The organism is Rhodococcus sp. OS5 (assembly GCF_056837585.1).
This window is the reverse complement of sequence record NZ_CM166368.1, coordinates 1,309,483-1,329,574: the sequence shown is the minus strand read 5'-3', so window position 1 is coordinate 1,329,574 and position 20,092 is coordinate 1,309,483. Positions and strand designations below refer to the sequence as shown.

Below are 20,092 nucleotides of genomic sequence, written 5' to 3'. Positions count from 1 at the left end.
TCAGAGGCCGAACACACGTTTGGCAAAGCCGAGATGCTCGTCGGCCCAGCCGATGACGCCGAGCGTGGAATCGAGATTCTGCGGCGGAGTGCGCACCAAGGTGTCGCGTCGGACGAGTCGGTCGAAATCGATCTGAGCGCGGTCGAACTGGACCCCTGCCGTGACCATGATGTTCGCCAGTTCTTGCGCCATCACCCCGTACGCGACTGTCGTGGGATGAACGCCGTCGAGCGAGAAGAGGCCGCCCGAAGCGCGGCCGCCGCGACCGTCGGCGGAGAGGAACAGCGAGTCCGGCACGGGTTGCAAGTCGGTCAGCGCCTTGGGAAGGGGGTACGGCGTCCACCATGACGGCCGCGCATTGACGTCGGTGACGTAGCGCCGTGAGGCCACGCGCTCGAGCAACCCGGCAATATCGCAGAGGTACCAGTCCTTCCCCACCCGACGGGCATTCGCGACGGCTTGCTCGATTCCGTCGTTGTACATGTCGATTGCGGTGTCGACGGCCCACGCCTGCGCGCCGGTGATGTGCTGATCGCGTTGTGGGTCGAAGTCGGTGTCGCGCACCCACGGTCGTGCGTAGTACGGGAAGTAGCGGGATCCGATTTCGATCTTCCCCCCGAGCCCGTGGGCGATCGGTGCGATGGTCACGTGTGGGACGGTGCAGAGGATGACGTGCTGGGCGTTGATCTTGCGGATCGCGGCCAGCACCTCGGCGTACTCCGACGCGAAGTGCTCAGGCCGCCACACCGTGTAGTCGCGCTTGCCGCCCGGATCACGGAAGTTGTTGCCGCTCCACTCGACTCGAAGTTCGGTGACGGTGCGGAGCGCGTTGTTGGCACCGAGGAAGACGATCAGAGTTTCGATGCCTTCCTTGCCCAACTCCGCTGCTGCGTCGAACGCGGTCATACGCTTCTCGGCGTCGGAGCCTCGCGGCAGAACTCGCAGTGCGGCGCGCTCACCGTTGTTCTCGACGATCTGGCTGATCAAATCGTCGTGCGGTTCGTGCAGGGCTGCCTCACAGCCCTGCGCCGTCTTGGTCAGAGCGTCACGAAGATCCCACCCGTACACCGAGAGGTTGTGGTTGATTGCCGAGAACGTCGGCGCTTCGCTGCCCGGTCCGCGTTCCCAGTAATCCTCTACCTGATCCATGAACGCACGTGCAGCAAAGAGTGCGAGCGGAACCTCCCAGAGGTCGAGCCGTGGGCCGAAGCGCTCCTCGAGGGTGCGGAGCAACAGTTCGATGTTGAGCGGAAGCCCGCCCGGGCCGCCGTAACGGGGAAAGCGGAACTGGTCGAGCCGGCCCAGCTGGTAAGCAATGATCGCCGGATACGACAGATCGGTATTGAAGATCGCCCCGCTCTGGAATCCCTGCGACAGCGAATCGCCGATGACCACCAACCGGTGGGGAGCATCTCCCCCTGGCGGAACTACCGGAATCCCCACTGTGGGATCGAACTGCGGAACCCTTGGTCCGCCGGCGGCCGCGGCCACGACCTCGTCGGGAGTATCGGATGGAAGTTCCATGCCCACTCACCTCCGGAAAAGTCCAGCTGGTCAGCTTATCAGTGGTGGCTTACGCCGATCGGCATTGTCCTGCTCCGATTGCTTCTCGATCGACCTGACAACCTCGTCGGCCCACTGTTGATTTCGCCCGTCGAATTCCGCGCGGTCCCGACGCGCGATACCCCGCCCCACCAGGATGGCAATCGGAATGGAACACACGACCCATACGAGTAGTACGCCTCCGACAATCCACCACATAACCAGTAATTGTGCCCGATTCGACGACTGTTGTGCTCCAGGTCGAAACATCTGTCCGAATCGTGGCGGTCAATCCAGGTGAGCGCGCAGGTCAGAAACGATCTGCGTCGACGGTTTCACGGGCTTTGCGAACCTGATTCCAACCACGAGCGGCGATGCCGAAGGCAACAAGCGACATCAGATCCGAGACCGTCAGACCGTGTTCTCTGTTCAACGACCACAAGACCTGACCTTCCAGCGGTCCATTGAAGAACAGCCACGCCACCCCTGCACAGACGGTCACAACAACACTGGCTTTGGACGGCTTCATCAAACACACGGTGCTGGTCACGAACAACAAGTTCATGAAAACCAGACCGTAGAAAATTCCGATCATGCGACTCCCCCCGAAGTTCGTTCGTTCAGCCGCGGTTGAAGTTCAGGTACGCCTTCGACGGTGTCGGGCCGCGCTGGCCCTGGTATTTGGATCCGGCCTCGGAGCTTCCGTAGGGGAACTCTGCAGCGCTCGAGAGCTTGAGCAGGCAGAGCTGTCCGATCTTCATTCCCGGCCAGAGCGTGATCGGCAGGTTTGCGACATTGGACAGCTCCAGTGTGATGTGGCCGCTGAAACCCGGGTCGATGAAGCCGGCGGTGGAGTGCGTCAAAAGGCCCAGGCGCCCGAGGCTCGACTTACCTTCGAGACGGCCGGCGAGGTCGTTCGGCAGTGAGCACACTTCGAGAGTCGAACCGAGAACGAACTCGCCGGGATGCAGTACAAACGGCTCGCCCTCTGCCGGTTCGACCAGGCTGGTCAGCTCGTCCTGGCGCAGTGCCGGGTCGATGTGCGTGTACCGCGTATTGTTGAACACCCGAAACAGACCGTCCAGTCGGACGTCGACGCTCGACGGTTGCACCATGGAGTCGTCGAAAGGGTCGATACCCAGACGTCCAACGGAGATTTCGGCACGGATGTCACGATCGGAGAGCAGCACAGGTAGAGGTTACCGGTTCTGCGGGCAGTGCCGACCCATCGCCGGCGCGATCACACTGTGGTTACCGAACACGATGCGCGGGTTCTGGACTCCCACGGCAGAGCCCAGCCCCACCTGTCTCAAGTTCTCCATGCCGAAAGGCTTTCCCGCGCAGAACTTGTGGGCAAATCATTTACCGATGGCTCCGACTTCCACACGCCTGTGTTGATCAATGACGGCCGGGGACACCGCTGCTTGAAAGCTCGTCTGATAATGTTCGGAAAGCACGTTGATCGGCGGTGAAAACACGTCCGGTCGGCTGCGACGCCGATGTAGTTCAATGGTAGAACATCAGCTTCCCAAGCTGAATACGCGGGTTCGATTCCCGTCATCGGCTCCACAGATTCTCCGCAGTTCAGAGCCCTTTTGGGGCAGTCGAACTTCGCTTGTTTGGGACCCAATCCTGTGACAGGTACACGGCAGGTACACAACCCCCTCCATTCAGTGATCAGTCAATGTGAATCCAACGAAAATGGGGGTGCTAGAGGACCGCGTCTCGGAATTCTGCAGTTCATCGATGCAGTCCGACTGGTCGTCCCCCGGCCTGAATCGGTGTCCATTGCGCGCACTGTCAGGAGAGTGCTGTCGACCTCGAAGCCGATGGTCGCCGGTACCTCGGTTCGTTTGCCGTCCATCAGTGATTCGAGCGCGACTACCAACCGATGGGGTTGGAAACTGTCTCCGCTCGGACTCCGCGCGCTTATCAGTTGAAGTTTTTGAAACCGATCTGCCGTAGCGCACCCGGACACCGGGGACCACAACTCATGCAAGAATGCAGATCTTCTCACAATCACAACTGTGAAAATACCCAAGTTCGTCAAAAATCACCTTCGAAATGAATCAAGTACGTATTCTTCCTCAGTATCGGACGCCCTAACCGTAAGTGCCAATGTACGACCATCGCTCTGCACGGATCCGGAGAGCCGGATAAAGCTCGAAGAAATACCCCAGTTTCGAGGACTGTCACATTAGCGTCGTGCTACCTTCCCGACGATCCTTAGAAACCGGCAGATTGGCCCCAATTCGATAGAAGGCCGTAAGTGTCCAGAGTCGAAACCTTATTCCCCGCAAGCATCGCAGCGCCTTCCCTGGTTATGACGTTCGGAGCTACGGCTTCTCACGCAACTCCCAAACCGGGCAACTTTGGCGCAGGTGCTTCTGGTGGACCTTGGTTGATGGACTACAACTCCTCGAATCGCCTCGGATATATCAGGACAGTCACCTCATTCGGTCCAGGCTCGCCCGCTTACATTGCAGGTCCCAATTTCGATAGCAGGACATCTGCCCTGTATGCAGTAGCGAATCTTGCCGGGCCCTAGACGGAGCGAGGAGGTGAATTCAAATGGATAACGTCCTCTTTGCTATCGTCAACATGATCGTGGCGATGGCGAACGGTTCCACGATCCCCTTCTCATTAGAAGGCGCAGGGCCACTAACCGCTCCCGACTTGTAGAGAAGATCGGCCGACCGCATGTGGATGACATTTTCAGCTCTGCCTGAAACCTGCATATCAGCAGATGCGTGGATCGTGCGGTGGTCACAAACACAAGCTCCCCTACCTGGCCAGGAAGGGGAGCTTATGTTTGACAGGTCTCAAATAGTCGGTCGAGGCCGCCCCGAATAGGATCAGCAACCGAATGTCACAGCGCCGACTGGTTTGATCACGCGAGTGTGCACCGTGAGCAGAATTCACACAGAGGTCGATTAATGTGCATCTGCTGAATCAGCCTCCTCAGCTCCGTTTGATCGAATACGTCTGCTGGCTCGAGTGCCCTTGCCACGGTGAGGCAAGCTACCGATCTCGGACGCGGGCGGGCGCTGTCTCTTGATGTTGATGTTGACCACGATGGACCTGTACCTAGTTGGCACTGACCAATTTAGGTCGTCGAACAGGTAGCCGGTGGAAGCGCTTCGGTCTTCGGCCTCATCACGAGCGGCCGCTATGTGGTGAGAATCGGTCGGTCTCCTCTTGAAATGTAGTCGGCGAATCGTTCAATTCCTGCTTGTGAGAAGCTTCCTCGACCTGCGCGTCTAAGTGCGGCTTCGACGAATGGGAGCGGTTTCCTGCGGTATGTGCGGTAGATGCTGTCTAGTTGTAGGAGGAACGGACGTTGGTGACGCGGTGCCGGCGGTAAGCGGCGGGCGGTCGTCCTCCGCGTGCTGAATGCGGTCGGTGATAATTATAGTGAACGTTCCATACCTCGACGGCAATGCGCCGCTGGGCTTCGCTGATGTACTCACGGGAGTACAGCAGTTCTTCGGCGAGGATGCGGTTGTAGCGTTCGACCTTCCCGTTGTGTTTCGGTGTGTACGGCCTGATCCGGTAATGCCGAGCCTCGCGGAGTGAAGCGGTGAAATCTGCTGCGCGATAGCATGATCCGTTGTCGGTGATCACCCGTTCGATACGGGTGATGCCATGTGCAGCGAAGAAGTGTCGGGCGTTGTTCATGAAATCGATGGCTGTTGCGGCGGTTTCGTTATCGCGTGCCTCGGTGTATGCCAAACGGGTGTTGCCGTCGATCGCGGAATGCAGGTATGTGTAACCGATCCGGGGTTGCTTCGCTCGCGCCTTGCGTCGCTGGGATTGTTTGGCCTGTGCGGAGCCGCGGCCGTGAACGCGCCAACCACCACCGTCCGGGATTCGGCCGACTTTCTTGACGTCGACGTGCACCATCTGGCCTGGTCGTTTCGCGACGATGACCTGCGGTTTGCGATTGTTCTCGCCGTTCGGGTCGATGAACCGGCGACGGTGCAATCCCAGGTTCCGCAGAATTTTCGTGACTGTCCGGCGTGCGATGACCGTTCCATCCATTCGGAGTTCGAACGTGATGCGCGCGGCCGACCATTTCCGGGTTCGCCGCATCGCTTCGATCTCGGCCACAAGCCCTGCCGCCGTGGCGGCCGGTTGATGGTGTGGTGTGCTGGATCGATCCTGTAATCCCAGGTCACCGTATTTTCGGTACCGGTTGACCCATTTGGAGGCGCATTGTCGGGAGATGCCCATCTCGGCGGCGACGTGGGTGATCGGACGACTCTGGCACCGCTCGACGAGTCGTCGTCTTCCCTCGACAGTCAGCGGAGCATTACGGTGTGTCACAGGGCTGGTCCCTTTGCTGTTGATGGTCTGTTTCGCAACTTCCATCCTGCCGCGAAGGGCCAGCCCGTCTACTTCAATCCAGCGTCAGCAACGTCCATACCCACAACATCTAGTACTGGTTGCAGTGCCCGGCGTGCGAGGTCTGCTGTTTCCGGGTCTGAACCCCCGAATTTCACTGTCACATTCGGCATAGATACCCCTGCTGGTCGAGTGTCCGATTCCCTGGCCGGAAGCGTACGTATCGGGATTGCAAATCAGTACAGAAACACCAAAACGGGGCGCTAAGTCCCTACTTGCGGTGGATACGACTCCGTCTTTGGGTTGACGAAAAGGGGCCCGACCGCCGCGTGCGGTCCGGCTTCCGTTCTACGACTACGGGTTACGCCCCGAAGCCGAGGCCGCGGGTTTCGTCTGTTCACGTTGGGTGGCGAATTGCCGATGCTGACGGGTGTTTGCGTCAACACATAGCGAACTCTCCATCGACAACGTCCATGCAGAATGACCCCCGCGACATAGTTGCCGCCTTCGACGAGGTGGCCGAATTCATTGAGGCGATAACTACCCGGCCACCCGAAGGTGCCCCGTCCCGTGGTCGACCACCTAGATCGGCGGTTCCATGGTTCCGAAGAAGCTCAATGCCTGTGCGCAACGCCCCGGGATCTGGAAGTCGTAGCCGGTCTGCATCCAAGCTGTTCCATCAGCCTCTGCGATGAATGTCCCGATAGGCAGCGCTCGGAGACCCAAGTCATCGGTGCCAGATTCCGCGATCTCATTGCCAACATGCCCCACGACGTTCTATGGTTCATTACATGAGTAATGAACCAGTGAACATCGGGCATCGATCATCGTGATCGACGACGGACGACCACTGTTCCAGCAGATCGCCGAGCAGATCGAAGGCTCGATCATCGACGGCTCCCTGCCGGAAGACGGGCAGGTGCCCTCAACCAACGAACTGGCGGCGTTCCACCGAATCAATCCGGCGACGGCAGCCAAGGGCCTCAATCAGCTCGTAGGCGAGGGGATCCTCTACAAGAAACGGGGAATCGGAATGTTCGTCACGGTCGGCGCCCGCGACGCACTCAGGTTCAGACGACGAGAAGCGTTCGCGCGCCAATACATCGAGCCGCTGGTCACGGAGGCCGACCGGCTCCAGATTTCCCTCGGCGAACTCAAATCCATGCTGGACGACAGGAAGGCGGACCGATGAACGCAAGCACGACAACGACCGAGCCCCGAGTCAGGCGTTTCGACGAAACTGAACTTGTCGCCTCGATGCGCTCCGTGGACAGAAAGTACGGGGATGTCGACGCGCTCGCGGACGTCTCGTTCGAGATCAGCCGCAACAAGATCTACGGCCTACTCGGCCGTAACGGCGCAGGCAAGACGACGATCATGCAGATACTGACCGGGCAGGACCTGCACACCAGCGGCGACGTCGAAGTTTTCGGGGCCGCCCCTTTCGAGAATGCCGACGTCCTGGCGAACGTGTGCTTCGTCAAGGAAAGCCAGACGTACCCCGAAGACCTCAAGGTCAAGCACGTACTCGTCGCCGCCGGCCATCTACTCCCGAATTGGGACCACGCGTTCGCCGAGACACTGCTTGACGATTTCCAACTTCCCCTGTGCCGCAAGGTGAAGAAGCTCTCGCGCGGCATGCGGTCAGCGTTGGGAGTGATCATCGGACTTGCCTCCCGTGCACCGCTCACGCTTTTCGACGAGCCGTATCTCGGTCTCGATGCCGTTGCACGCCAACTGTTCTACGATCGCCTGCTTGCGGACTACGCCGAACATCCTCGCACTGTGGTGCTTTCGACTCACCTGATCGACGAGGTAGCCAATCTACTCGAGCACGTGATTGTCGTCGACGGCGGCCGGATTGTCGTCGACGCAGACGCGGATGCACTGCGTAGCCGCGCCGTGGTGGTATCCGGTCCCATTGATGCGGTGGATGCCGTTGCTGCGTCCGGCAGGGTCCTGCGCCGGGAGACACTGGGCGCCCACAGCCGAATCATGTTGCAGGCCGATGTGACAGAGACCGAGCGAAACCGACTGCGGGAGGCAGGAGTCCAAGTGGAACCGGCATCTTTGCAGGAACTTGTCATCGCGACTTCGACGCAGCGCAAGGAGATCACCGTATGAGTATCGCAACGACAGAGCCACGGACGGTCCCGAAGACGCCCGCTCGGTCCAGGATCGGTGCCGTCCTACAACTGCACACGGTCGCGTGGCCGTTGCTGATCGCCTGGCCGGTGGGCATCCTGTTGATCTCGTTCCTGATCAGCTTCACTATCTACGCGATCGTCGGGAACGAGGAGGGTGAGGGATTCACCGGCAGTGTGTTCTCGGTCTACGGTTTCGTGCTGGCGTTCTACCTCCAGTCGATGACGCAGACGTTCCCATTCGCGCTCGGACTGAGCGTGACCCGCCGCGAGTTCTTCACTGCCACCACGGTTATGGCGCTGGCACAGTCCGCAGTCTTCGCAATCGCGCTGCAACTGCTGTCCGTGCTGGAGTCCGCCACCAACGGCTGGGGTGTGCACATGCGCATGTTCGGCATCGCACGCTATTTCACCGACAACACCGCCGTACAGTTGCTCGCACTGTTCGCGACGCTGCTGCTGACCAGTTCGATCGCAATGCTGGCAGGTGCTATCTACCAGCGGTGGAGGATCACCGGTCTACTCGCCTCCCTCACCGGGCTTTTCGGCTTCCTCGGCTTGTCAGCGATCGCGATCACCTGGGCTGGGTGGTGGCCGGCGATCGGTTCGTGGTTTGTCGATACTCCCCGAGTGGTACCGATGGCACTACTCCCTCTGGCCCTTGCCATCGCGTGCATCGCCGGAGCCTGGGCGACGTTGCGTCGAGCAACGCCGTGACCGCGCAATCATGTGCGACGCCACATGTCGCGTCGTCTCGAAGTGCTCGTCGGATCAAACCCGTCTAGACAGCTCGTCCCCCTCCCTGAGTCAGGAAAGGGGGACGAACGTCGCAACAGGGTGCTATCTCGTCCCCGATTTGGTCCGCTCTACTGCCGAGCCACCCGCTCGACAAAACTCGAAGCCCGCAGCACCAGTTCATCTTTCCGGTTCTGGCGCGCAGCGGCGGCATCGTAGCCGGCATACGGGAGCGGGGGGTCGTTACGAACATTGGACGAGCACTGGAAGTCTCGGCAGATCAGTGTTCCGACCGTGCTGCCACGTCGACCGGCGGGCCCGGCCAACTTGGCGCCGTAGAAGACGACCTCGTTGGGGAGTCGCGTGTCGCGGCACCAGGAGCACTGGGCGCGCGATCGCGGAGTGGCCTCGGCTTGAACGAGCAAGACTCCGATGGTCTCCCCGTCGAGTGTCGGGACGATCGCGTAGGCGCGTCGGCCCATTTTCGGATCTCGCCAGCCCAGGTAGTCGAGAGCGTCGAAGTCGATGGTGCCGAAGCCGTCCGGCAGGGTGAGATCGGACTTCTCCTTACGACTCGCGTTGACGAGGCTGGAACGAATAGATGTATCGGTCAAAATGATCATGGGTGTATACCAATCGTGGCTCGGTGAAGGTGGGTACAGCTCATGGCCCGATCAGCACCAAGTGCTGTCGGGTCCGAAATGCGCTATCTGTCGCCGGCGAAGACGACGCCGACAACCCCCTCACGCCCATGGGGCGTCACCGTGTACGTATCCACACCGCGATGGTAGCTACAGGCCTGCGTTACAGGCCACTCGATTTATCAGTCACGCCATACCGCCGTGAACTCGTACCAAGGTCCGCCGAGGTGAGTTGCGGAGAAATCATCGAACCCCGATGGTGGGCCGCTGGGCGAGTACACCCACCCACTCGAGGTGATGAACATGCTGTCGTTGTCGATGAAGTAGACCTCATCCGGCCGCACGACATGGGCACTACTGATATCGAACTGGCCGATCTCGAGCTCTTCCACGGTCGATTCAGGCTGCTCCAAAAGACCAATCGCGATGGTCTCGAACTCTCCGCTCTTGTCGAGGAAAGTTGCCGGCGGCATCAACAACACCAGAGCTACTGCAGCGATGACGGCGATCGGGGAGGACAGAATCCACCACGACCACCGCCGGTCCTGGCCAAGGGCATAGAGGGTGCGGATCGCCCACACCAGACCGACCACGATCAAGATGAGCAGAGCCGCGGCGCTGACGAGGAAGGGATCCAACCATCTGTACTCCCCGAACGGCGAAGGCCACCAACCGTAATGCCGGCAGACCAACGCAATGAGCGGAACAACGGTGAATGCCAAAAGAATCGGCCCCGGTGGCTTGGACGACTCCGGAGGGTCAGCTACCAACCATTCACCCAGCGACTTCGGCCTTCTCATCACCCCACCGTATCTGCAGGTCATGGCAAAACTCAGCTACACGGCGAATACCTTTGCAGTACACGCACTCTCGTTCCACTCACAACAACCAACGCAGCGATCGGCACTCTCGCCGCAACCGACACAGATGGACAAACCTCACAATTCTCAGATTCAACGTGCCGATCATGCGACAATCGGACGGTGAACGAGACCGCGAGTGGAGTTTCGCACCCGCACCGACCGCGACTGCTGAGCGTCGGCGTCCTACTCTCCGCCGCCCTCCTGTGGTCCACTCCCCTCGCCGCTGCCGCGCCCACCGAACCTGGGCCGGCCAGTTGCATATCATTCGGAACCGCCCAACTGCCACCAGGTGCGCCCTCCGGTGGAGGTCGAGTCGGGTTGGCAAACCTACCGACATTCACCGGTTCAACCGCCCCCAGCTCGGTCCAGATCCGCACGCCAACTACGCAATTCAATCGTTTCTGGGACTTCGCGCTAGTCGACCACGACTTACTCGCTCGGCCGCGAGAGACAGGCGCATCAACGGCTCAACCGTGGCGTTTCGTGCCGATGCCCGAGTGCCTGCGTGGACGACTGGTCGGGATATCACTGGACGACGACGAACTCGTCGCGGTCGACGACAACGGCTGGATCTACACGATGGACAACGCATCCCAGGATCCGCTGGTGTGGAATTGGACCTCGGCATGGGGCGCACCGCTGTGGAGCGGTCCCGGCCGACAACTCCCCGGAGACCACCCGAACGGGTGGGCACTGAGCGTCTCGTCGCCTTGGGACAACCAAACTTTCACCGACGTCGCAGGACGGATTCACTTCGTCGGACTCGCCAAGATGACGATGATCCCCACGTTGACCGGGGACGGCAGCCGGATAACCTACGCGGACCCGTGGCTGCCCAACGACGACAGCTACGAGATCGGCGGCCCGCTCGGCGGGCGATTCCAGGCGGACTCGCTGTCGGCGGCCGGATCAACCACTTTCGTGATGAACAAGTACGGCGACATGTACACCCGCACATTTGATTTCGATTCTTCGGGATCGGACTCGATCTTCTTCCGCTACAGCTGGGAAGATCAGTCGGACAAGCCGTCGGCACCCAACCTCGTGGCCGAAACACTGGACCGCAGCACCGCCGCGATTCAACTTCCGGCCCCCGACTGGGTGCACCAGCCCAAAATTCCCGGTGAAGTTACATCCGCGATCAGTGTGCACTCACTCGGTCCCGGCCCGAACCGGCGGGAGTTGCGTGTCGAGGGTCTCCGCGGCGCCGAATCCGGCTTCTGGCACAAGGATCTCGTCGGCGGCGACTGGGAGTTCACACCGACCGGCGCGTCCCTCCTCGGCACACTGATCGAAAACGCGCCGACAGACCGGTCGACGGATACCCTGTCCCCCGCTGCCCCCTGGCACTTGTCCACGACCCTGCCCGCCCGCGACGGTGCCATCGACGGTCAGGCTCTGATCGACATCGGGTTTCCGTACTCTGTGGTGGATCCGCGTCTGCTCGACGCGATCGGCCAGCACGCACAACCGTCCGGATACCGACTGGACGTGGACCATTTCGACCCGGTCGCCACCACGCGGACCGCGACCGTGACTGCACCGGATGGCACGGTTCTTCCGGTCGTCCTGCACACCGCCGACGGACTACGGATGGCTCCCCGCGCATCCGGCCTCGATGCCGATCCGCGCCACCTCGTCGGGGCAATCGAGATCCCGTCGGACGCGTACGCGGATCGGGCATCGAACCCCGCTCTGGACGCGTTCGTGCAGGACTGGATGCGCGGAAACCCCATTGCCGCGATCACGCTCAGCGCCACCGACCACGACTTGGTGATCCGCTAGCCGAAACCATCGCCGTCCACCGTGTCGCCTCGATTAGGCTCAGCAGATGGTCGACACCACACCCGACGTGCCGATATCACCCGTCGACGCTGCGAGCTTCCAGCTCGGTGTGCACGTCCAGCCCTACCTGGTCACTATTGCCGGACTGCTCGCTCCTGGTGGCTTCGTCGATCGAGACGGTCGACCTGATCTAATGCGACTTCACCGCACCCTCGCCGCTCACATCGCGCAGGAGCCGTTACTGCGGCAGCGACCGATCATGCGGAACGGGTCATGGTGGTGGACGGAAAACGACATCGACTTCGACCTCCATCTCTCGCTTGACGAACGCGGGCCTACAGAACCCGACTTCGAATCCGTCTGTGGTCGACTCGTGATGCAACCCCTCGACACCACCCGACCGTTGTGGCACATCGCCTTCGTTCCTGCAGCTCGACCGGGTCTGTGCGGCATTGTGATCCGAGTGCATCACGCGGTTCTCGACGGCGCCAGAGCCAGCGACCTTTTCGAGCGCTTGTTCGCCTCACCTGATTCGAAAAGTACCGACCCGGGCGCTCCCGTGCCGAACATCCCTCCGAAGGCCGCCGGTTCCCTCGACCTCCTCCGATTTCGAATCGGTACTTTCCTGCACCGGCCAATCCGATCACGGGTGTTGCTGGGCGCCATTGGTCCCACGAGATCGATCTCGTCCGTCAACGTCCGCACCTCTCCGATCGAGCATGCCGCGCAGCAAGCGGGAGGCACTTTGAACGATGCCTATCTCGTTGCGGTGGGCGGCGGACTGCGATTCATCCTCCAAGAATGCGGCGAGCCCATCCCCAAGTCGATTGCGGTATCGGTACCCGTCGCAGTCACAGCGATCGGTAGCGCACGCAATGCCGTCGGGTTCATGATCATCGACCTTCCACTTCGTGAAACCGACCCACAACGCACAGTCGCGATCGTCGCGAAGCAAACCGCTGCGGCCAAACCTTCCGCACGCGCTGCGGGAACAACCTTTCGGTCACCGCGTATCGCCGGCGTTTTCGACAAGCTCGCAAAGCGGCAGCACATGATCGGTGCAGTCGCGTCCAACGTCCATGGACCGCGCGGCCCGCTCACGCTCGACGGGGCAGCGCTAGTCGAACTCTGGCCTCTGGGCCCGTTGGCGGGCAATGTCCGCGTCGGCTTCACCGCAGCGTCCTACAACGACACATTCTGGATCGGAATCCAGGCCGATGCCGAGCATCTCCCACCTGCAAGCAAGATCGCCCGAGCCGTCGAACGGACTCTCGACGAAATAGCCGGCACTGCACACTGACTGGATCTACTGCCACTATCCGATGCACCTCGCCGCTTGGGCAACGGATACTGTCGAGACGTCTCGACAACATCTCCACTGATTCGAGCATGCAAGCCGGTGTCGTCACGACACGATCGTCACGAGGAAGGCGAAAGATGTTCACACCTGCAGAATTCGGCAAGGTCTCGGTACTGGTTCCTGAGAACGGTGGTGCCGTCCCCTACGGGAACACCGTGGTAGTGCACGGATCTGAAAGCACGCTCGTCATCGACCCTTCGCTCTCCCTCGACCGCGACCCCGTCGGCGCAGACCTCGTATTCGTCAGCCACGGGCACGAGGACCACATCGCCGGACTACGCCATTTCGACACCCCGGCCTATGCGCACCATCTCGACGCACCCGCAGTCGCATCCCTCGACACGATGCTCACCAATTACGGCCTTCCTCCGAACGAACGAGTCGAGGTCCAGCAGTCGATTGCTACGCAATACGGCATACCCCCGACCCACGAGAACGTGTCGGGGATCACGGGCGGCCACGTCTTCGACCTCGGCGACCGCACTGCGACAGTCATTCATTTGCCAGGGCACACCCGCGGACACTGCGGGGTCCTCGTCGAACCAGACGGCTTCTTCTACGTCGCCGACATCGACCTCACCTCCTTCGGCCCGATGTACGGCGACCTGGGTAGCAGCGTCAACGACTTCCTCGACTCCATCGACCACGTCGCAACGATCGACGCACGCTGGTACGGAACATTCCATCAGAAGGGCGTGGTCGAGGGCAGCGACGAGTTCCGTCGCCGGTTGTCCGCATACCGCGACAAATTACTGAGCCGCGAAGACCGTCTCATCCAATTCCTCGGCGAACCAAAACTCTTGGAAGACATAGTCGCTCATCGACTCGTCTACCGCCCCCACGTATCGGCCCCGTACGTCGACGCCGTCGAACGACGGACAGCTCAGCTACACCTCGAACGACTCATCGCATCCGGTGCCGTCACAGTCGACGAAGACAAGGTGTTTCGCCGGACCCTCTGACATCCCTGGCGAACTGATCGCGCCATTTCGGATACTTCCGAAAATCGGACCGAAGTTCACCGAAAAAATCTGGCACTCGAGGTTGCAGAGTGCCAGTTTGGCTGGTTATCATGTTCTCGCACAGTAAGTTCGGTCGCCGTCGAGGTGACGGTGACCTTTCTTAGACGATACGGGAGGTGTGTTGCTGTGCTTCGTTTCGATCCTTTCACCGACATCGACGCGATCACCAAGTCCCTGCTTGCCACCGGAACCGGCAGCAGCCGAAGTCCACGCTTCATGCCGATGGACCTCTACAAGATCGATGACCACTACGTCCTTCACGCCGATCTTCCCGGCGTCGACCCAGGATCAGTGGACGTACAGGTAGACGGCTCGACCCTCACCCTGACCGCGCACCGCAGCGCCATTTCCGAAGAGGGAGTGACGTGGCTGGCCGGTGAGCGTTTCACAGGAACATACAGAAGGCAGCTGTCCATCAGCGAGGACATCGATTCCGAACGGATCGTCGCCTCATACGACAACGGCGTGTTGACCGTGACCTTGCCGATCGCAGAGAAGGCGAAACCGCGGCGGATCGAAATCTCGTCGGGGCCGCCGTCCCGCACCGCAAACTCCGAGGTGAAAACCCAAGGACAGATCGAAGCCTGACCTGAACGGCTTGGCACGAAATCGACTGTACGAGAGCCTTTCATCCAGGAGGTCCACTATGCCCGCGCCAATCATGGCCCCCGCCGCAGCTCTGGCTGAACCGGTCGTCTGGAACGAAGACCCGCAGCGGCAAGGCTGGTGGAAGCGCATCCTCGCGGCCACCCCGCCCGAGAACCCCACCAACGAAGAATTTCAACCCTGACAAAACCAGACCGTGTTCGCCGAATACGGTCACCCACAAATGAATTGATGCCTTCCGTCCGTCCACCGAGGCGGACGGAAGGCATTTACAGGCGCTCTACACACGTTCAGCTCGATGAAGCCTTCCGGCCGAACCGAAGAGCCATCACCTGCAGCAGGTCAGGAACCGCCCGAAATGGGCGAAGCAGGACGAAACACTCACACAACAAGGACGAAGCTCGCCGCCACCTGCCAACCGCGACTCGTACGGTTGAAATGTAGACGTCAGTGACTGCGCTGACGCTTACCGACCTCGTCGGTCCCCTGAATTGTGTGGCCGTCGAGGTCGTCTCATGTCTATACCCAAACTGAAAGTGGTCAGCCCTCAACCCTCGTCGGAGGAGATGCCGTCGCCAGACCCTCCAGAAGGATTGCCAGACCGCGCTCGAGTTCGTCCTGCCCGTCGTAGTGAGCCATGATCGTAGCCATCGACCGCAGTCTCGGAAACTCGGCAAGCGCAAGCCGATGCAGACCGAGCCGCAAGAGATCGTCCGTCTCCTCGGGATTTTCGACTATTTCCTGAAGCTCGTTGAGAATGTGCCCGTTGAGGAAGCCGAACACTGCTCGGTAGATGTGTAATGCGTCTTCAGGAGTGAAACCGGCCCGTATCAGCAGTTCGAGAATCGCTTCGACGTAGCGCAACGTCCCGGGAGGGCGCAATCCGAGCGGGGTGGACAGCGGCCGAGTGACCAGCAAAGGAACCACGTTTGGGTGCGCGAGCGCGAGGCGGCGATACCCGTACGCAACTGCGTGCAGCTGCCCCCTCCAGTCGCGATCGGACGGGTCGACGACCAGTTGTTCGAGCACGGTCTCGACGACCCCGTCCAGCAGGGCCGCCTTGTTGGCCGCGTACCTGTAGAGAGTCATCGGATTTCTGTCGAGCGCTTTGCCCAGTCGGCGCATGGAGAGGCCGTCGGCACCTTCCTCGTCGATGATCGCCAACGCCGTCGAGAGTACGAGCGCCCTGGTGAGGGGCTCCTCGCGGTCCGCGGCGGGAATCAAACCCTTAGTGCGATCTGGCGAGTGTCCGGTCATTCACAAAACATACATCGTATGCCTACGCGTTGACAGAACAGTACGGCTGGTTTACTCTTCGGATACGCCCTATGCATACAACGTATATACACATCGTATACCCGGAATGTCCGGATTTACGTGGGCGCTCATCGATACGTCCCGGCGCCGGAGTCGGCGCGGACGTACGGACTCACTTTCGTCGCATGAGTCCCTTCTTCAAAGGATCGAAGATGAACAGAACATGACAGCACCCACCGCAACACGACGCTCGCGGTTCTTTCAATTCTCGGGTATTGCAACGATTTCCGTTTTCTCCGTCGGCATTCTCGTCTTGCCGGCCGGCACTGCCGGCGCGGAAGCGACTGCTGTCGGACTCGGCACCGCTGAGCCCTTTGCAGTCCTTGCCGGAGCAGGAATCACCAACACCGGACCGACAACCCTCGGCGGCGATATCGGCACGTATCCGACTCCAACCATCACCGGTGTATCGGACCTGACGATTACCGGCACCAATCATGGTGGCGACGCGGTATCGCAGGGAGCGAAACCCGACGTGTTGACTGCCTACAACACTCTTGCCGGTCAGGGACCCACACAACCGACGGGAGCCGACTTGACCGGTCGGACACTGGTTTCGGGTGTCTACAACTCCGGTTCGTCGATCGCACTGTCGGGAACCGTCACCCTCGACGCGCAAGGTGACCCCGATGCAGTCTTCGTCTTCCAAGCGGGATCAACGCTGATCACATCGTCGTCCAGCACCGTTGCACTGATCAACGGAACGCAGGCGTGCAATGTTTTCTGGCAGGTTGGAAGTTCCGCCACCCTGGGCACCAACTCCGTCTTCCGAGGAAACCTGTTGGCGCTGACAGACATTACTGCCACAACCGAGGCAACCGTCGAGGGTCGACTGTTGGCGATCAATGGCGCGGTCACTCTGGATACGAACACCGTTACGATCCCGACCTGTGCGCCTCCTGTCACGACCACGACTCCGACCACTACGACGACTACGGTCCCGCCTGACACCGCGACAACTACCACCACGACGGTCGTCCCGCCGGAGGTGACTACAACCACGACGGTCGTCCCGCCGGAGGTGACTACAACCACGACTGGTACACCGGTGGAAGCGACGACCACCACACCAGGGCCGAACGGCACGACTACAACCACTGTGGACGTACCGCCGATCATCACGACCAGCCGAAACATTCCGTCCATACCCGAGATTCCCGGTCTCCCACCACTGCCGGGAATACCTCCCACCGTTCCCGGGACGGTAACCGTCCCGTCTCGGGTGCCGACGACGTCAGCTTCTCGAACGGGTACCCCGACCACTCAACCGGTAGGCCCGGAATCCCCGAATGTTCGAGCCCCTCAGGTGCAGCAGGTACCACGAGGGTCGGTCGACACCGGTGACGGAAGCACACAATCCCAACGCGACGGACAGTCCAGTGGAGGGTGGATCGCCCTGCTCGTCGGCTTCTTCAGCGTCGTGGCTATGTCGGCCCTCGTCATCCGTCGGACAAGTCGATAGATGAAAGACGAAAACTCCGTGATGGCTCCGCGAACTCGCCGAGCCATCACGGCTCTCGCCCTTACTGTTTCAGTACTCGTAACGGTGGTCGGATGCGCCGATGGACAATCCGACAGCGGAAATTCACAACCACACTCGTCGCCTCGACAAGACACCACATCCGCGCCACGCGCCACTGACTCTGCACTGCCCGAAAGGGCGCCGGTAACTGCTGAACACCGCCCCGCGCGCCTCGAAATCCCGTCCATCGGCGTCGACACCGACATCATCGATCTCGGACTCGATACCGATGGAGCACTCGAGGTCCCACCGGATGGGAAGGACGCAGGGTGGTACACCGGCGCTCCCGCACCCGGTGAGGTCGGACCGGCAATCATCGCCGGCCACGTCGACTGGCAAGGCACCGACGGGGTCTTCTTCGATCTGCGGAATCTCGAAACAGGAGCCGACATCATCGTCACCCGCGAAGACGGAAGTCGCGCAGTGTTCACCGCTACCAGTGTCGAACACTTCCCCAAAGAGGACTTTCCCACCGACGTTGTATACGGCGACATCGACCACCCCGGACTCCGGATCATCACGTGCGGTGGATCCTTCGACGAAACCGCACGCAGTTACAACGACAACATCATCGCATTCGCCGACCTGGCCTAACCGCCTGAGACGCCGCAGCACACCACTTCGAAAGTCCGCACGAACCGTTGGAGAGCAATGACCGTATTCCACTTTCCCGTGCTCGAGAAGTTTCGATGACAGACACCGACGACATTCGAGCGAGCGCCGAAGCAGGTGTCGACGCTCCTGCATGGCGGGATCGGAAGCGTTACTGGTGGCCGTTGGGATTGCTGATCCCGCTGAGTCCCTTCCTGTCCTGGCTGCTGGTCGAATATTTGCACCTCGGCCTGTTCTGGGCGACCGGTGCCTGGATCCTGATTCTCGTCATCCCGATCGTCGACGTCGCAGTCGGCGCAGATGGCCGCAGCCCACCCGACAACGTGATCGCGGCATTGCAGGACGACCGCTACTACCGCTGGTGTACCTACCTGTTCGTGCCACTTCAATACGCTGGCCTCGTCTTCGCCGCATGGTGTTGGGCGCACGCCCCGATGGCAACCGGAGAGAAGATCGCACTGGCGATGACCGTCGGCGTCGTTGCGGGCGTCGGTATCAATGCCGCACACGAACTAGGCCACAAGAGCAGCCGCCTCGAGCGGCGGTTGGCGAAAATTGTGCTCGCTCAATCGTTCTACGGGCACTTCTACATCGAGCACAATCACGGTCACCACGTCAACGTTGCGACGCCGCGCGATCCCGCCAGTGCTCGTTTCGGGGAATCGTTCTGGATATTCTTGCCCCGCAGCATATTCGGAGGTCTGAAATCGGGCTGGCGGATCGAATCAGCACGCCTGCGCCGGCAGGGTTCACCCGCACTGTCACCTCGAAACAACATCGTGCAGGCATGGTCGCTGAGCGCCGCACTGTTCGGGACGTTGATCACCTTATTCGGGTGGCAGATACTGCCCTGGCTGCTCCTGCAAGCCTTGGCCGGGATCACGTTCCTCGAGGCCGCAAACTACCTCGAACACTACGGATTGCTCCGTGCGCGAAGACAAGACGGCAGCTTTGTCAAAGCCCGGCCCGAAGACAGTTGGAACAGTGATCATCTCTTGTCCAATTTGTTCCTGTACCAATTACAACGACACAGTGACCATCACGCGAATCCGCGTCTGCGCTACCAATCTCTGCGCAGCGCTCCAACCGCTCCGCAACTCCCTGCCGGATACGCGGTGATGATCGTCTGCGCTGCCGTACCACCACTGTGGCGGCGGATGATGGATCACCGTGTCCTCGGCTACTACAACGGCAACGTCGAGCTCATTCACACCAAGGCGACGATATGAATGACAATGCCCGAGACGACGACCACAGCGACGGGCACTACACGGCCACCGGGCCGACCAAACACGCCAGAGCTGCGTACCAGCCGGCGCGCACCCGGCTCAGACGAGCCGCCCCGAGCCTGGACGTCGTCGCTGCCGCGGAGTACCTGTTGACCCAGCCCGCCGCATACCTCTATCGCCGCCGATACCTCGACCTGATCACTCAAACCCCCGGGCCCGACGGAACATCGATCACCGACTACGCCGCAGCTGAACGCTACCTACTTGTCACCGCTACCGCGCACCGCAGAACTCATAGTGAGGTTCGTCCATTGCCGGCACCCGGCGATTTTCTGTGAAGTGGTCACCGCAGTGTTTGATGCCAGAGAGT

20 protein-coding genes and 1 tRNA gene are annotated in these 20,092 nt (G+C 60.7%); 13 read left to right on the top strand and 8 right to left on the bottom strand.

Annotated features, from left to right (window positions below):
* From ACVZUB_RS06170 to ACVZUB_RS06155, 4 genes are all read right to left on the bottom strand, one after another.
* Positions 1 to 1,524, bottom strand: a complete 1,524-nt coding sequence (locus ACVZUB_RS06170) for a hypothetical protein (RefSeq protein ID WP_482628239.1) — start codon at positions 1,522 to 1,524, stop codon at positions 1 to 3.
* Between the two features lie 328 nt (positions 1,525 to 1,852).
* Positions 1,853 to 2,137, bottom strand: a complete 285-nt coding sequence (locus tag ACVZUB_RS06165; RefSeq protein ID WP_042452329.1) for a hypothetical protein — start codon at positions 2,135 to 2,137, stop codon at positions 1,853 to 1,855.
* 25 nt (positions 2,138 to 2,162) lie between these two features.
* A complete protein-coding gene (gene dcd / locus ACVZUB_RS06160; RefSeq protein ID WP_003943702.1) occupies positions 2,163 to 2,732 on the bottom strand; it encodes a dCTP deaminase in 570 nt (189 codons plus the stop codon).
* Between the two features lie 9 nt (positions 2,733 to 2,741).
* Positions 2,742 to 2,864: a hypothetical protein gene (locus tag ACVZUB_RS06155; protein ID WP_256261805.1), complete on the bottom strand. Its 123-nt coding sequence runs from the start codon at positions 2,862 to 2,864 to the stop codon at positions 2,742 to 2,744.
* A gap of 173 nt (positions 2,865 to 3,037) precedes the next feature.
* Here ACVZUB_RS06155 and ACVZUB_RS06150 point away from each other — a divergent pair.
* Positions 3,038 to 3,111, top strand: a tRNA-Gly gene (locus ACVZUB_RS06150).
* Between the two features lie 1,749 nt (positions 3,112 to 4,860).
* Here the strand turns inward: ACVZUB_RS06150 and ACVZUB_RS06145 are convergent.
* Positions 4,861 to 5,868: an IS481 family transposase gene (locus ACVZUB_RS06145; RefSeq protein ID WP_482628238.1), complete on the bottom strand. Its 1,008-nt coding sequence runs from the start codon at positions 5,866 to 5,868 to the stop codon at positions 4,861 to 4,863.
* Between the two features lie 847 nt (positions 5,869 to 6,715).
* Here ACVZUB_RS06145 and ACVZUB_RS06140 point away from each other — a divergent pair.
* From ACVZUB_RS06140 to ACVZUB_RS06130, 3 genes are read left to right on the top strand one after another with little or no spacing between them, the layout of a single operon-like run.
* A complete protein-coding gene (locus tag ACVZUB_RS06140; RefSeq protein WP_042452337.1) occupies positions 6,716 to 7,078 on the top strand; it encodes a GntR family transcriptional regulator in 363 nt (120 codons plus the stop codon).
* The gene (locus tag ACVZUB_RS06135) at positions 7,075 to 8,010 is read left to right on the top strand and encodes an ABC transporter ATP-binding protein (protein WP_058227586.1); all 936 of its coding nucleotides are present in this window, start codon (positions 7,075 to 7,077) and stop codon (positions 8,008 to 8,010) included. The genes ACVZUB_RS06140 and ACVZUB_RS06135 overlap by 4 nt, the downstream gene beginning before the upstream one ends.
* Positions 8,007 to 8,747: an ABC transporter permease gene (locus tag ACVZUB_RS06130; protein ID WP_218695601.1), complete on the top strand. Its 741-nt coding sequence runs from the start codon at positions 8,007 to 8,009 to the stop codon at positions 8,745 to 8,747. Before ACVZUB_RS06135 ends, ACVZUB_RS06130 begins: the two co-directional genes overlap by 4 nt.
* A 149-nt stretch (positions 8,748 to 8,896) precedes the next feature.
* On the opposite strand, the gene ACVZUB_RS06125 is transcribed toward ACVZUB_RS06130, so the two are convergent.
* A complete protein-coding gene (locus tag ACVZUB_RS06125; protein WP_007726512.1) occupies positions 8,897 to 9,388 on the bottom strand; it encodes an FBP domain-containing protein in 492 nt (163 codons plus the stop codon).
* A 200-nt stretch (positions 9,389 to 9,588) separates the two neighbouring features.
* Positions 9,589 to 10,206, bottom strand: coding sequence for a hypothetical protein (locus tag ACVZUB_RS06120; RefSeq protein ID WP_007726510.1), 618 nt, complete (start codon positions 10,204 to 10,206; stop codon positions 9,589 to 9,591).
* A 183-nt stretch (positions 10,207 to 10,389) separates the two neighbouring features.
* Between ACVZUB_RS06120 and ACVZUB_RS06115 the strand changes: the two genes are divergently transcribed.
* From ACVZUB_RS06115 to ACVZUB_RS06095, 5 genes are all read left to right on the top strand, one after another.
* Positions 10,390 to 12,054, top strand: a complete 1,665-nt coding sequence (locus ACVZUB_RS06115; RefSeq protein WP_482628237.1) for a hypothetical protein — start codon at positions 10,390 to 10,392, stop codon at positions 12,052 to 12,054.
* A gap of 46 nt (positions 12,055 to 12,100) precedes the next feature.
* Positions 12,101 to 13,354, top strand: a complete 1,254-nt coding sequence (locus ACVZUB_RS06110; RefSeq protein ID WP_482628236.1) for a wax ester/triacylglycerol synthase domain-containing protein — start codon at positions 12,101 to 12,103, stop codon at positions 13,352 to 13,354.
* A gap of 137 nt (positions 13,355 to 13,491) precedes the next feature.
* Entirely contained in the window at positions 13,492 to 14,376 is an 885-nt protein-coding gene (locus ACVZUB_RS06105) for an MBL fold metallo-hydrolase (protein WP_482628235.1), read from the top strand.
* Between the two features lie 186 nt (positions 14,377 to 14,562).
* Positions 14,563 to 15,024, top strand: coding sequence for an Hsp20/alpha crystallin family protein (locus ACVZUB_RS06100; protein WP_007726499.1), 462 nt, complete (start codon positions 14,563 to 14,565; stop codon positions 15,022 to 15,024).
* Positions 15,025 to 15,082: 58 nt separating this feature from the next.
* Positions 15,083 to 15,226 (top strand): hypothetical protein, encoded by a 144-nt coding sequence (locus ACVZUB_RS06095; protein WP_165639161.1) that lies wholly within the window; start codon positions 15,083 to 15,085, stop codon positions 15,224 to 15,226.
* 356 nt (positions 15,227 to 15,582) lie between these two features.
* Here the strand turns inward: ACVZUB_RS06095 and ACVZUB_RS06090 are convergent, their stop codons facing one another.
* Positions 15,583 to 16,299 (bottom strand): TetR/AcrR family transcriptional regulator C-terminal domain-containing protein, encoded by a 717-nt coding sequence (locus tag ACVZUB_RS06090; RefSeq protein WP_042452349.1) that lies wholly within the window; start codon positions 16,297 to 16,299, stop codon positions 15,583 to 15,585.
* A 223-nt stretch (positions 16,300 to 16,522) separates the two neighbouring features.
* Between ACVZUB_RS06090 and ACVZUB_RS06085 the strand changes: the two genes are divergently transcribed.
* The 4 genes from ACVZUB_RS06085 (at position 16,523) to ACVZUB_RS06070 (ending at position 20,060) form a co-directional block, all read left to right on the top strand.
* A complete protein-coding gene (locus ACVZUB_RS06085) occupies positions 16,523 to 17,821 on the top strand; it encodes an ice-binding family protein (protein ID WP_482628234.1) in 1,299 nt (432 codons plus the stop codon).
* Positions 17,822 to 18,475 carry a class F sortase gene (locus tag ACVZUB_RS06080; protein ID WP_482628233.1) on the top strand — a complete coding sequence of 218 codons (654 nt, stop codon included), beginning with the start codon at positions 17,822 to 17,824 and terminating at the stop codon, positions 18,473 to 18,475.
* A gap of 95 nt (positions 18,476 to 18,570) precedes the next feature.
* On the top strand, positions 18,571 to 19,722 hold the full coding sequence (locus tag ACVZUB_RS06075; protein WP_063315140.1) for an alkane 1-monooxygenase: 1,152 nt from the start codon (positions 18,571 to 18,573) through the stop codon (positions 19,720 to 19,722).
* Positions 19,719 to 20,060, top strand: coding sequence for a hypothetical protein (locus ACVZUB_RS06070; protein ID WP_482628232.1), 342 nt, complete (start codon positions 19,719 to 19,721; stop codon positions 20,058 to 20,060). The genes ACVZUB_RS06075 and ACVZUB_RS06070 overlap by 4 nt, the downstream gene beginning before the upstream one ends.
* Positions 20,061 to 20,092 lie beyond the last annotated feature (32 nt).

Bases quoted from the DNA above. Each gene is read 5' to 3' on its own strand.
- ACVZUB_RS06170 (WP_482628239.1), bottom strand. From the start codon at position 1,524: ATGGAACTTCCATCCGATACTCCCGACGAGGTCGTGGCCGCGGCCGCC.
- ACVZUB_RS06165 (WP_042452329.1), bottom strand. From the start codon at position 2,137: ATGATCGGAATTTTCTACGGTCTGGTTTTCATGAACTTGTTGTTCGTG.
- ACVZUB_RS06155 (WP_256261805.1), bottom strand. From the start codon at position 2,864: ATGGAGAACTTGAGACAGGTGGGGCTGGGCTCTGCCGTGGGAGTCCAG.
- ACVZUB_RS06135 (WP_058227586.1), top strand. From the start codon at position 7,075: ATGAACGCAAGCACGACAACGACCGAGCCCCGAGTCAGGCGTTTCGAC.
- ACVZUB_RS06130 (WP_218695601.1), top strand. From the start codon at position 8,007: ATGAGTATCGCAACGACAGAGCCACGGACGGTCCCGAAGACGCCCGCT.
- ACVZUB_RS06125 (WP_007726512.1), bottom strand. From the start codon at position 9,388: ATGATCATTTTGACCGATACATCTATTCGTTCCAGCCTCGTCAACGCG.
- ACVZUB_RS06120 (WP_007726510.1), bottom strand. From the start codon at position 10,206: ATGAGAAGGCCGAAGTCGCTGGGTGAATGGTTGGTAGCTGACCCTCCG.
- ACVZUB_RS06110 (WP_482628236.1), top strand. From the start codon at position 12,101: ATGGTCGACACCACACCCGACGTGCCGATATCACCCGTCGACGCTGCG.
- ACVZUB_RS06105 (WP_482628235.1), top strand. From the start codon at position 13,492: ATGTTCACACCTGCAGAATTCGGCAAGGTCTCGGTACTGGTTCCTGAG.
- ACVZUB_RS06095 (WP_165639161.1), top strand. From the start codon at position 15,083: ATGCCCGCGCCAATCATGGCCCCCGCCGCAGCTCTGGCTGAACCGGTC.
- ACVZUB_RS06090 (WP_042452349.1), bottom strand. From the start codon at position 16,299: ATGACCGGACACTCGCCAGATCGCACTAAGGGTTTGATTCCCGCCGCG.
- ACVZUB_RS06085 (WP_482628234.1), top strand. From the start codon at position 16,523: ATGACAGCACCCACCGCAACACGACGCTCGCGGTTCTTTCAATTCTCG.
- ACVZUB_RS06080 (WP_482628233.1), top strand. From the start codon at position 17,822: ATGAAAGACGAAAACTCCGTGATGGCTCCGCGAACTCGCCGAGCCATC.
- ACVZUB_RS06075 (WP_063315140.1), top strand. From the start codon at position 18,571: ATGACAGACACCGACGACATTCGAGCGAGCGCCGAAGCAGGTGTCGAC.
- ACVZUB_RS06070 (WP_482628232.1), top strand. From the start codon at position 19,719: ATGAATGACAATGCCCGAGACGACGACCACAGCGACGGGCACTACACG.